Raw genomic sequence first — 12374 nt, 5'->3', positions numbered from 1 at the left:
GACCAGATAACGTTGCCCTCGCAAAGGGAGATCGTCACGGCGTCGCCGATCGGGTTCACACTTGGTCGAGCGGACCGGCCGTTCCGATCTTCTTCATTCCACCGCCTGCTGCGGCACATCACGAGGAGCATCATCATGCCATTTGCCAACATCAAGGTCCCCCAAGCGGCACTGACCAAGGCTCAGAAGGAGGAGATCGTGCATCGCATCACCGCGATGTTCGTCGACTATTTCAGCGAGGTCGCGCGGCCGCACACGATGGTGCTGATCGAAGAGGTGCCGGACGGCGGCTATGGCCGCGCCGACGAGGTGCTCGTGATGCCGCAGCAATATCGCGCGAAAGAGTGAGACGACGCTCCGTATGCTCTGTCGGCTTCGAGCGTTCGCCGCTCGAAGCTGTCATGCCATCGATAATCCGCAGCTTGAAAAATTCTCGTCGGGGAGACCGTTGAGGACGACCGCGCCTAGCGCGCCGCTTCGAATCCACCGAGCACCGCGGTGAGATTGGCGCCGAGAATGTCCGAGAGATACCCTCCTTCCTGGACGAACACCGTCGGCAGCCCCATCCGCGCGATCGCGGCGCCGATGCGGCGGAACCCTTCGGTGGTCACCGCAAGGCCGGCCAGCGGATCGTGCTCGGAGGCGTCCAGCCCGAGCGCGATCACCAATGCGCCCGGCGCGAAGTTCCTGATCGCCTTGGCTGCGACGTCGAGCGCCTGCAGATAGCCGTCGTCCCTGGTGCCGATCGCCAGGGGGATGTTGAGGTTGGCACCAAGCCCTGCGCCTGCGCCGCGCTCATGCGCAAAGCCCCAGACGAAAGGATAGAACGCGGTCGGATCGGCATGGATCGAAACGGTGAGCACGTCCGAGCGCTCGTAGAAAATGCCTTGGGTGCCGTTGCCATGATGCACATCGACATCGAGGATCGCCACGCGCTCATGTTTCTGCCGCAGATGCGCCGTTGCGATGGCGCTGTTATTGAGGAAACAGAAGCCGCCGGCGAGATCGCGATAGGCGTGATGGCCAGGTGGACGACAGAGCGCGTAGGCCGCATCTTCGCCGTCCATGAGCATTTGCGCCGCCGTCGCTGCGACATCGCTGGCGGCGCAGGCGCCGGCCCAGGTGCCCGGGCCTATCGGACAGGCCGTGTCGACCGTGTGCCAGCCGAGCCGGCCGACGATGTGGGTGGGGTACGTGGCGGCGTTGCGGACGGGATGCATGTTGGCGATCATCTCGGGGCCCGCATCGCCGAGCGCAGACCAAGCCTCCCAGGCCTCAGCGAGAAAATTCAGATATTCCGGACTGTGCACCCGCAGGCGCGGCCCCTGCCCGAACGCAACAGGCTCGATGAGCTGGTGCTTGCCCGCCTTCAGGCCCGCAAGGAGCCTGTCGGCGCGCTCGGGCTGCTCGGTGGTTCGCTTCACCACGCCACGCACCAGAAAGAATTGCGGATCATGGCTGCGATGCCGTTCAGTGTAGACTGCCTTCACGCGATTGCTCCTGTGCAAAAACGATTCCTGTTGCGCGCCGCGCTGGTGTCGTGCGCGCCGGCGTCAATTCATTCGCTGGTGATGGACGGTCCGACTGGAGTCTCGTGCACGAGCCTGCCCACTTCGCGCCAAGCATGGCCGATGTGATAATCGATCCATGCCATGCTGCGCAACCATGGCATGCCCACCTACGGCCGCTCGGTCGCCGAAGCCTTTCAAGCTGATGCACAATCTGGAGCGCTCCTGCCGCGCGCAGCTCGTGATCCCAGCGTCAGGCGCTGGGATCGCGCCGCTCTCCGACGCCGTCGCGCGCCACATCGCGCAGCAATACGCCAATTTCTACGACAGCATCGAAGTGCCGGAAAAGCCTGACGCCGCATGGGCCGCGTTTAAGCGGATGCTGGAGCGAGCCGATCCTGACTTTACGAACTAAAACATAATCGTCTCGGATCGAAGCGTGCTCCCCCTCTCACCGTCACCCCTGAGGTGCTCGCGAAGCGAGCCTCGAAGAGGAACGGCCCGGCTCTCCCAGCGGGCCGTTCATCCTTCGAGCGAGTATCATTCACTTCTGCGCAGCGCCGACGGTGGACTGATCCGGCAGCCGCCCCAAAGTTACATTGACCGAGCTCTCTTTTCCGCCTCTGAGCATGCCGAGTTGCACGGACGATCCCGGCGCCGCCGCATGAATCTTCTTGGTCAACTCATTCGCGTTCTTGATCGCCTGGCCGCTGACCGAGGTGATGACATCGCCGCTTGTCAGTCCTGACTGCGCGGCGGGACCGTTGCGCTTGACGTTCGCGACGATGGCGCCGCGCAGGTCGTTCTTGCCGAGACTATCGGCTATCTCCGGCGTAATCGACTGCACTTCGGCCCCGATCCATCCGCGCGTCACCGTGCCCTTGTCCTTGAGCTGAGGTATGACCAGCTTGACCGTTTCGGCGGGGATCGCGAATGCGACGCCGACCGAACCTCCCGAAGGGGAAAAAATCATGCTGTTGACGCCGATGACGTCGCCGTCGACATTAAAGCTTGGACCGCCGGAATCGCCGTTGTTGATCGGCGCATCGATCTGGATGAAATCCTCGCCTGCGCCGACGTCGATATTGCGATCGCGCGCCGAGACGATGCCGGCCGTTACCGTGCCTCCGAGCCCGAAGGGATTACCGACAGTAAGCACCCACTCGCCGATGCGCGGCGATTGAGCGGCGAATTTCACGTAGCTGAAATCCTTGCGTCCGTCGACCTTGATCAGAGCGAGGTCGCTCAACGCGTCCCTTCCCACGACCTTCGCCGAGTAGGTCTTGCCGTCATTGGTGCGGACCTCGGCCGTATCCCCGTTTTCCACGACATGGCTGTTGGTCACCGCATAGCCATCCGCGGAGATGAAGAAGCCTGATCCCAGCGTGATCGACTGAGTTCGCTTCGGCGCCTTGCCCAGATCGGGCATATGCGGCAGAGGAAGCTCGTCTTGCCCCGGATCTTGTCCTGGATCGGTTTGTCCCGGATCAGCCCGATCAGGCGTATCGAATTGGAAGGGCTGGTCCGACGACGACTTGTCACCCGCAGCGTCCTTGGAGATGACGGCAATCACCGCCGGCTCAACCTTTTCGGCGAGATCAGCGAAACTGTTGGGTGCACGGACAGTCTGATCCGAAACCCGCATCGTCAAGGCCGAGAGCCCCTCCGAAGAGCCGGCAACGGGCTGCGCCAGCGTGCCATTCCCAATCAGCATGAGCGCGCACCCGATCGTGCCGCCCAATACCGGCCCAAAAGTCCGGCCGAAAGGCAAACATCCGTGAACCATTTCCGCTTCCACCGCTTGTTGCTTTTTGCCGCGACCGGTTGAACGCACCGGCAGACCCGGCGGTTCCTATTCCCGCTTGCGCCTGATGGCGATGAGGTGCCCCATTTTGGACACTTTGCGCCGGCCCAGACGCGCTCGCTCACCGGCAACCTCAAGCGTCATCGAACTGTCACCGAATGTGCGCCACAGCTTCTGTGGCACGCATTCGATAGGCAAGCCCATGGACTATTTCAGACGCTTCACCTTCCTGTTCGCGGCGCCGGTATTCGACGCTGACGATCTCGAAGGCCTCCGCTTCAACCAGATCGTCACCGAGATCGAACGCTCCGGCTTCGAAGTCGTTCGCGCCCGCAAGCTTGAGGACGCCGAGATCGCGGTGCAGACGGATGCCGCGATCGGCTGCATGGTGGTCGATTGGGGCAAGAAAGGGCTGGAGGGCAAGACCGCGGCGCTGATCAACCTGATGCGTCGCCGCGGCCTCGACTTCCCCATCATCCTCTTGATCCGCCGCAAAAGGTTCGAGGATGTCCCGGTCGAAGTGCTCGACTTCATCGATGGCTATGTCTTCCTCTCCGAGGAAACGCCGCCATTCATCGCCAAGAACCTGATCAGCCGCCTGAAGCAATATGCGGAGACCCTGAAAACCCCGTTCTTCGGCGCGCTGGTCGATTATGCGGAGGTCGGCAACCAGCTCTGGACCTGTCCGGGTCACAATGGCGGCGTGTTTTACAGCCGCAGCCCGATCGGGCGGGTGTTCGTCGAGCATCTCGGCGAATCAATCTTTCGCGACGACCTCGACAATTCCGTGCTCGAGCTTGGCGATCTTCTCACTCATGAGGGCCCGGCGCTGCGGGCACAAAAGGAAGCCGCCCAGATCTTTGGCGCGGAGAAGACCTATTTCGTCCTCAACGGCACCTCGACCTCCAACAAGGTGGCGCTGGGCGCGCTCGTCACCGACGGCGACCTCGTGCTGTTCGACCGCAACAATCACAAGGCCGCGCATCACGGCGCCCTGATGATGGCGGGCGGCATCCCGGTCTATATTCCGACGGTCCGTAACGCCTGGGGTCTTATCGGCCCGATGCGCTGGGACGCGCTGGATGAATCCGCTCTGCGCGAGCGCATCCGCACCCATCCTCTGGTCAAGGACAAGGAAGCCTGGCGCAAGCCGCGCCCGTTCCGGGTTGCCATCGTCGAACAGTGCACCTATGACGGCACGATCCACAGCGCCGAGTTGATCCTCAAGCGCATCGGCCATCTCTGCGATTACATCCTGTTCGACGAAGCCTGGGCCGGCTTCATGAAGTTTCATCCGCTGTATGCCGGCCACTTCGCCATGGGTCTTTCGGGCCTCAACGAGGACGCGCCGGGGATCATCGCGACCCAATCGACCCACAAACAGCTCGCGAGCTTCTCGCAGGCCTCGCAGATCCACGTCAAGGACCGTCATATCCGCGGCCAGAAACGCCGCATCGAGCACCGCCGCTTCAACGAGAGTTTCATGCAGCACGCCTCGACCTCGCCGTTCTATCCGCTGTTCGCCTCGCTCGATGTCGGCGCACAGATGATGAAGGGACGCTCCGGCGAGGTGTTGTGGGACGACACCATCCGGCTCGGCATCGAACTGCGCAAGAAGATCCGGGCCGTTCGCCGCGAATTCGAGGAGAAGGAGGTGCGGCCCGAGCGGCGCTGGTTCTTCGAGCCCTTCGTGCCGGACCGCGTCGCGATCCGCGATGTCGCACGCGAAGGCGGCACGCACAATGTCGCCTGGGAGACGATCAGCACCGACCTGCTCGCCAGCGATCCCTCTTATTGGCAGCTTTCGCCTGAAACGGGCTGGCATGGCTTCCCGGGCATGGCGGCCGGTTTCGCCATGACCGACCCAAACAAGCTGACGCTGCTGACGCCGGGTTTCGACCCTGCCACGGGCGCCTATGCCGAGCACGGCATTCCCGCTCCGATCGTGGCGCAATATCTGCGCGAGAACCGTATCGTCGCGGAGAAGAACGATCTCAATTCCCTGCTCTTCCTGCTGACGCCGGGTGTCGAAGCAAGCAAGGCCGGCACGTTGATCAGCGGGCTCGTCGCCTTCAAGAAGCTGCACGATGACAATGCGCTGCTGGAAGAGGCCATTCCCGAATTCTATCGCCGACGCGCCGCGCGCTATGCCGGCGTGCGCCTGCGCGATCTTTGCGCCGAGATGCACCGCTTCTTCCGCGAGGCCGACGTCAGCGCCCTGCAGGCCAAGCAGTTCCTCCCTGAGCATCTGCCGGAGATCGCGCTGTCACCGCACGATGCCGCGCGCTGCCTGGTGCGCAACGATGTCGATTATCTGCCGATTGACGAAATCGGCGGCCGGATCGCGACCACGCCCTTCGTGGTCTACCCGCCGGGCATTGCCACCATCGTTCCGGGCGAGCGGCTGAATGAGCGGGCGCAGCCCATGATCGACTATCTCAAAATGTTCGAGCGATGCTTCAACATTTTCCCCGGTTTCGAAGTTGAAATTCAGGGAGTCTACAAAGAGGTCGATCCATCCGGCCGCATCCGCTTGCACACTTACGTGGTTTCCGAATGAGCTTTGAGGCCGACAAGCAGACCGTGCCTGAAACGGCGCCGCAACCCGTGATCATCAGGCCATCGCGCGACAGCGACATTGGAGCGATGTTGGCGATCTACCGCCGCCATATCAGACGCGGGATCGAGGAAGGCGTCGAGGACAGCGGCACGCCCGAACCCGATGACTTGCGCGACCGGCGCAAGAACTTCCGCAATCACCGCCTGCCGCATCTGGTGGCCACGCGCGGCGGCGAGGTCGTCGGCTATGCCTATGTGGTGCTGTTCCGCAAGCGTCCGGCTTACCGCTTCGCGGTCAAGCATTCGATCTACGTCCATCATGAGCATCTCGGCCGCGGCATCGGCGGATCATTGTTGCAGGAACTGATCGACGCCTGCGCCGCCGCCGGTTTCCGGCAGATGATCGGCTATATCGATGCCGATAACGCGGCTTCCCTCGCCATCCACGAAAAATTCGGCTTTGCTCGTGTCGGATTGTTGCCGGGCATCGCCTATCGCTACGGCCACTGGGCCGACACGGTCATGGTGCAGCGCTCGCTCGGCGCCGGCTCGACCGAGCCGCCGCCCTTGCTCAGTCTCGGCAGATGAACCGTTCCAGTGCCGGATAGCCGATTGCACGCCACCCATGTGCGTCACTTTCACCTGACCTGTGACCAGCCAGCTTGCCCAGATGGAATGCGAGGGCTATTTTCTCGCTGTCTTCGTCGATTCCTCTGCAATTTCCTGCGAGCGGGTTGCTGGTGCCAACGGCGAGAAAAAAGGCTTCGGACACCGATGTATCGAGAGCCGTCTGGTTTGCCGGATTGGTGTCGCGAACGATTTTCATTGCCATTTTGATTGTCATCACCGCGCGCGTCGCCAGTCCCCAGATCGAACAGTACTGGACATTGCTGGATACGCCAGGCGACCTTGTGCGAGTGGTGCTCGGCATTGCGGTGTGCCTGTGGCTGGCGGTCCACCTCTTCATCCTGCCCAAGGATCCCGGCGGCTACCGCACCTGGCTCTATCTCGGCCTTGCGCTGCTGCCGTTGTCGCTGCTGTGCGCGGTGCTGATCTGGTAGGCTGACCGGCGCGTCCGCAACTCCGCTCCTCATTCCTCGTTGCGAGTCAGGAATCTCTTGAACGCGGCAACCATGGGAGGCAGGCGCAAGCGGTCGCCGAAGAGATGTTCCTCCTGCTCCATCCTGCGCAGCAGGTCCTCCGTCGGCAGCTTCAGGAGCTTGCGGGACATGGCGACCGCGTCAGGCGGCAATTCACAGACCTCGCGCGCGACCTTGTGCGCTTCGCTGAGCGCATGCCCGGGTGGCACGACAACATTGACGAAGCCAGCCTGCCGCGCGTCCTCCGCGCTCATCGAGCGGCCCAGCACCAGCATGGAGAAGGCGTGCTGGTGGCCGGCCATGCGCGGCAGCAGCAGGCTGGAGGCTCCTTCGGGAACGAGCCCATACTTGATCAGCGGCGACGAAAACGACGAGGTGGTGCTGGCGATCACATAGTCGCAGTGAAACACCATCGTCGCGCCCATGCCGATGGCTGCGCCGTCGACCGCGGCAATGATCGGCTTCTTGTTGTTGATCAGCGATCGCAGAAAAATGACGGCCTTTCTCGGCTTGCCGGGATCGTGTTCAGTCGTTGCATCCTCCAGCACGTCGGCGATATCGTCGCCCGCGCTGAAAACGCCGGAACGGCCGGTCAGGATCAGGCAGCGGATCGCCTGGTTGGATTGCGCCGAGTCAATCGCCTCGCTCATCGCGACGAACATCTCGTGCGTGATCGCATTTCTTTTCTCGGGACGCCGCATCACGATGGTGCGGGTGGCTCCGTCGTCCGTCACTATGATGTGGCTGGCCATGGGATTCCCTCGACGAGCCGCCCCCGTTTCATTGGCCGGACGGCGTGCGCAGGCCATGCCAGGCATCGCGCACCTGATGGTAATGAACTTCCGGCAGATAGTCGGGCGTGTCCAGGTTGAGGTTGTGGACATCCAGCCGCCCCACCGCGCTCAGCATCGTGTAGGAGGCGATAACCCGATCGCGTTGCGCCGTGATCAACCTGGTCCTGGCATTGGTGAGGTCCTGCTGAGCGTTGAGCACGTCGATCGTGGTGCGCTGGCCGCCGGCGGCTTCGCGCTGGACACCCTGCAGCGCGACTTCGGCTGCATGCACCTCGGATTCCGCCGCCTTGAGGGCGACCTTGGTTCCTTCGTTGGACACCCAGGCGCTGACAACCGCGGTCCGCGACTGATTCCTGACCTGCTCGAGCACCAGGCGGCTCTGCGACGCCAGCTCCTTCGCCTGCCTTGTCTGCGAGGCCGCGGTACCGCCGTCGTAAATGGGCACGGTGAGTTGGCCGGTGACCGAGACCTGGTCGGTTCTGAACGTGCTCAGGGTCGGGTCCGAATCGACGGAGTGGCTGGCATTCGCCTGGGCGGACAGGGTCGGCAGCAGGGCGCTTTCCGCGAGCTTTATCGAGGTCTGCGCCACGTCCAGGTCGTAGCTGGCGCCGAGCACTGCCGGATTTTCGTGGACGGCAAGTTCGACGGCCGCGATTTGCGTGGAAGGCATCAGGCGATCGACCGGGCTCGCCGGCACCAGTTGCGGCGGCGGCTCGCCAATGACCTGCGCATAGACCTCCTTGCTGATCTTCAACTGCACTTCGGCGGCGTTCAAATCGGCCAATCCCCGGTTGAGGCGGGCCTCCGCTTGCGCCGTGTCGGTCGGGGTCACGTCTCCGGCATTCAGGCGCCGTTGGGTCGTCGCCTGGATTTCCCTCAGCACCTGGACGTTGGTGCGCTGGGCCTCGTAGAGGGCATAGTTGGCCATGACGTTCATGTAAGCCGTCACGGCATCGAGCAACACGCCCTGGCCGACATTTCGCAAGGCCTCGCGGCCCGACCGCACCTGAAACTCCGCCACACGAACGCTGTTGGCGGTCTTGTTGCCGTTGAAGAGGACTTGGGAGACCGTCAGGCCGATGGTCCAGGGATGCAAAGTCGCGCCCTGGACCGTATTGCCCGGCAGCAGGTTACGCACCGCCTGCAGTCCGGCGCTCAGGGTCGCGACGAGCTGCGGCCGATAACCGGCCAAGGCCTGGGGCACATTCTCGTCGGTTCCCCGCAGCTTGGCCCGCTCGGCATTGAGCTGGGGATTGTTCCGGTAAGCCTTGGCCAGCGCGTCGGGCAGCGTTTCGGCGAGCGCCGCGGCCATCATCAGGACATTGAACAGCGTAATCAGCCCAAGCCCGAGGCAGGCGGACGGCGTTGCCGCCGCTCGGACATAACGAGAGCATCGGAAAGCGGCTCTACTCACACCCCACCTCGACCCACGGCCTGGCCCATCATTCCGCCGGCGCCAGCGGACCCTCACCCCTGCCCCCGTTCCGGCTCCGCCGCGAGAACGTTGAGATCAGCGCAGGCAACGTGATCAGGATCACGGCCGGCGCCACCATCATGCCCGCAACCACCACAACTGCCAGAGGTTTTTGCACCTGTGACCCAATGCCGGTGGACAACGCGGCCGGCAGCAACCCTACGCCTGCCACCACGCAGGTCATCAGCACCGGGCGAAGCTGCAGTTCGCCCGTTCGCAGGATGGCGGCGCCCCGCTCCATGCCCTGGTCGATGAGCTGGTTGTATTGCGAGAGAATGATAATGCCATCCATGACCGAAATGCCAAACAAGGCGATGAAGCCGATCGCAGCCGAGACGCTGAACGGGATCCCGGTCACGAGCAGCCCGACAATACCGCCGAATACCGCCATCGGAATGACGCTCAGGGTCAGGATGGTATCGACCACAGAGCCGAAGTTGAACCAGATCAGCATCGCAATCAGCGCAAGGCTGATGGGAACGACGATCGACAGCCGTCTGATCGCGTCCTGCAGATTGCCGTATTCGCCGACCCATTCCAGCCGCGACCCCGGCGGTAGCTGCACCTGCTCCGAGATCTTTTGCTGCGCCTCCCGGATGGCGCCGCCGAGATCGCGCTCGCGCACCGAGAATTTGATCGGCAGGTAGCGCTCCTGCTGTTCCCGATAGATGTAGGCGGCGCCCGAGACCAGCTTGATCGAAGCGACCTCGCTCAGGGGTACCTGGGTGATGCCGTTCGGCCCCTGTGCGCCGATCCGCAAGTTCTGGATCGCTTCCGCGCTCTTGCGATATTCCGGCGCGAGACGGACGATGATCGGGAAATGGCGGTCGCTGCCGGGCTCATAGAGATCGCCGGCACTGTCGCCGCCGATCGCGGTGCGGATCGTCGTGTTGATGTCGCCCGGCGTCAGCCCGTAACGCGCGGCCCGCGCGCGATCGATCTCGATCTGGATCGTGGGTTGGCCGAGCGAGGTAAACACGGCGAGGTCGGTGATCCCCTGCACCGTCGACAGCACGTCTTTGATCTTGTTGGCGGTGGTGGTGAGCGCCTGCAGGTCGTTGCCGAACAGCTTGATCGAGTTCTCGCCCTTCACGCCGGAGACGGCTTCGGAGACGTTGTCCTGCAGATATTGCGAGAAATTGAACTCGACGCCCGGAAACTTCTCCTGCAACTGGGCGAGCAGCCTGGCCGTGAGCTCATCCTTGTCCTCCCCGGCCGGCCATTCCTTTGCGGGCTTTAGCGGCGCAAAAAATTCGGCGTTGAAAAAGCCGGCGGCGTCGGTGCCATCGTCGGGTCGGCCATGCTGGGAGACGACCGCCTCCACTTCGGGCCGGCTTGCGATCAGCCGGCGCATCTCGTTGACGTAGGAATTGCCTTCCTGCAGCGAGATCGTCGGCGGCAAGGTGGCGCGAATCCAGAGATTGCCCTCTTCCAGCTTCGGCAGGAACTCCAGCCCCAGCAGGCGGATGGCGAAGCTCGCCATGACGATCAGCGCCGCACCGCTGATCAACACCAGGCGACGGTTCTGCAGCGAGCGCCCCAGCACCGGCGCGTAAAGCCGGTGCAGAAAGCGCATGATGAATGTCTCGGTCTCCTCGACATGCGCCGGCAGGATGATGGCGCTCAGCGCCGGGGTGACGGTGAAGGTCGCCAAAAGACCGCCGGCCAGCGCGTAGGCATAGGTCCGCGCCATCGGGCTGAAGATGTTGCCTTCGACGCCGCTCAAGGTGAACAGCGGAAGGAAGGCCGCGATGATGATGGCGGCGGCGAAGAAGATCGATCGCGAGACGTCGGCGGCCGCGGTGAGAATGGCGTGATGCTTCATCGCCGTCACCGTTCGCGGCGAAATCTCCGCCTGCTCGCTTTCCGACAGCTCCTCCGTATGCGACAGGCGGCGGAAGATCGCCTCCACCATGATCACGGTGGCGTCGACGATCAGGCCGAAATCGATCGCGCCGACCGACAGCAGGTTGGCGGATTCACCGCGCAGCACCAGGATGCCGACTGCAAAGAACAGCGCGAAGGGAATCGTCGCGCCGACGATGAGCGCGCTGCGCAGGTCCCCGAGAAAGATCCATTGCAACAGCACGATCAGCAGAATGCCGAACGTCATGTTCTCGATCACCGTTCGCGTGGTGGTCTGGATCAGATCCTTGCGGTCGTAAATGCGCTCGATATGCACGCCCGGCGGCAGGATGGTGGAATGATTGATCTGGTCGACGAGCTTCTCGACCCGCTCGATCGTCGGCGAGCTCTGCTCGCCCCGCCGCATCAAGACGATGCCCTGCACGATGTCGTCGTCATCATTCATGCCGGCAATGCCGAGCCGCGGCTGCGAGCCGACCTCGACGGTAGCGACGTCCTTGACCAGGACGGGCGTGCCGTTATTGGACGCGATCATGGTGTTGGCGAGAGCATCGATCGAGCGTATCAGGCCGACGCCGCGCACGACGGCCGATTGCGAGCCGATATTGACGGTGTTGCCGCCGACATTGATGTTGGAATTGCTCACCGCCTGCAGAAGCTGCGGCAGCGTCAGCCCGTTGGCGACCAGCTTGTTGAAGTCGACCTGAAGCTCATAGGTCTTGGTCTTGCCACCCCACCCCGTGACGTCGATCACACCCGGGACAGTGCGGAAGCGGCGCTGCAGCACCCAGTCCTGCAAGGTCTTCAGATCCAGCACCGAGTAATTGGGCGGCCCGACCAGCCGGTAGCGGTAGATCTCTCCGATCGGGCTGAGCGGGGAAATCTGCGGCTGCGCATTGTTGAGGAGCGGCGCAAGCTGCGAGAGCCGGTTCAAAACCTGCTGCAGGGCCTGGTCGTAGGTATAGTCGAAGGTGAACTGCAGCTTGACGTCGGACAGGCCGTAGAGCGAAATCGTCCGGATCACATTCAGGTTCTTGATGCCGGAGAGCTGGGTCTCGAGCGGAATGGTGATGTAGCGCTCGATCTCCTCGGCCGACAGCCCGGCGCTCTGGGTGACCACGTCGACCATCGGCGGCGTCGGATCCGGATAGGCCTCGATGTTCAATTGCTGAAAGGCGATCAGACCACCGATGATGACGGCGGCGAACAGGCCGACCATCAGAAATCGGCGGCTGACTGCGAGGGAGACGAGACGGTCCATTCGGTCTG

At 63.0% G+C, this 12374-nt stretch carries 11 protein-coding genes; 5 read left to right on the top strand and 6 right to left on the bottom strand.

All coding sequences use genetic code 11. The annotated features are described in order from the left end of the window. Positions 1-135 precede the first annotated feature (135 nt). Positions 136-348, top strand: a complete 213-nt coding sequence (locus F758_RS0107250; RefSeq protein ID WP_024507236.1) for a tautomerase family protein — start codon at positions 136-138, stop codon at positions 346-348. A 116-nt stretch (positions 349-464) separates the two neighbouring features. Here F758_RS0107250 and F758_RS0107245 read toward each other — a convergent pair whose 3' ends face one another. Next, complete coding sequence (locus F758_RS0107245) at positions 465-1490, bottom strand: histone deacetylase family protein (RefSeq protein ID WP_024507235.1); 1026 nt, start codon at positions 1488-1490, stop codon at positions 465-467. Between the two features lie 223 nt (positions 1491-1713). Between F758_RS0107245 and F758_RS0107235 the strand changes: the two genes are divergently transcribed. Continuing rightward, complete coding sequence (locus F758_RS0107235; RefSeq protein WP_198026424.1) at positions 1714-1923, top strand: class II aldolase/adducin head domain-containing protein; 210 nt, start codon at positions 1714-1716, stop codon at positions 1921-1923. A gap of 129 nt (positions 1924-2052) precedes the next feature. Here F758_RS0107235 and F758_RS0107230 read toward each other — a convergent pair whose 3' ends face one another. Then, positions 2053-3222, bottom strand: coding sequence for a S1C family serine protease (locus tag F758_RS0107230; RefSeq protein ID WP_198026423.1), 1170 nt, complete (start codon positions 3220-3222; stop codon positions 2053-2055). Positions 3223-3514: 292 nt separating this feature from the next. On the opposite strand from F758_RS0107230, the gene F758_RS0107225 reads away from it, so the two are divergent. After that, a complete protein-coding gene (locus tag F758_RS0107225) occupies positions 3515-5872 on the top strand; it encodes an Orn/Lys/Arg family decarboxylase (protein WP_024507232.1) in 2358 nt (785 codons plus the stop codon). Then, a complete protein-coding gene (locus F758_RS0107220; protein WP_024507231.1) occupies positions 5869-6459 on the top strand; it encodes a GNAT family N-acetyltransferase in 591 nt (196 codons plus the stop codon). Before F758_RS0107225 ends, F758_RS0107220 begins: the two co-directional genes overlap by 4 nt. Here the strand turns inward: F758_RS0107220 and F758_RS49330 are convergent. Beyond that, positions 6443-6703, bottom strand: coding sequence for a hypothetical protein (locus tag F758_RS49330; protein ID WP_157449894.1), 261 nt, complete (start codon positions 6701-6703; stop codon positions 6443-6445). The two genes, F758_RS0107220 and F758_RS49330, sit on opposite strands and share 17 nt — an antisense overlap. A 1-nt stretch (position 6704) precedes the next feature. Between F758_RS49330 and F758_RS0107215 the strand changes: the two genes are divergently transcribed. After that, complete coding sequence (locus F758_RS0107215) at positions 6705-6932, top strand: hypothetical protein (protein ID WP_157449893.1); 228 nt, start codon at positions 6705-6707, stop codon at positions 6930-6932. 29 nt (positions 6933-6961) lie between these two features. Here F758_RS0107215 and F758_RS0107210 read toward each other — a convergent pair whose 3' ends face one another. The 3 genes from F758_RS0107210 to F758_RS0107200 form a co-directional block, all read right to left on the bottom strand. Beyond that, positions 6962-7723 (bottom strand): enoyl-CoA hydratase-related protein, encoded by a 762-nt coding sequence (locus F758_RS0107210; protein WP_024507229.1) that lies wholly within the window; start codon positions 7721-7723, stop codon positions 6962-6964. A 28-nt stretch (positions 7724-7751) separates the two neighbouring features. Beyond that, a complete protein-coding gene (locus tag F758_RS0107205) occupies positions 7752-9080 on the bottom strand; it encodes a TolC family outer membrane protein (protein ID WP_024507228.1) in 1329 nt (442 codons plus the stop codon). A gap of 127 nt (positions 9081-9207) precedes the next feature. Further along, entirely contained in the window at positions 9208-12366 is a 3159-nt protein-coding gene (locus F758_RS0107200) for an efflux RND transporter permease subunit (protein ID WP_024507227.1), read from the bottom strand. Between the last annotated feature and the right edge of the window lie 8 nt (positions 12367-12374).

The sequence above is a fragment of the Bradyrhizobium sp. ARR65 genome (assembly GCF_000472385.1).
Lineage (GTDB): Bacteria > Pseudomonadota > Alphaproteobacteria > Rhizobiales > Xanthobacteraceae > Bradyrhizobium.
This window is presented reverse-complemented; position numbering and strand designations above follow the sequence as displayed.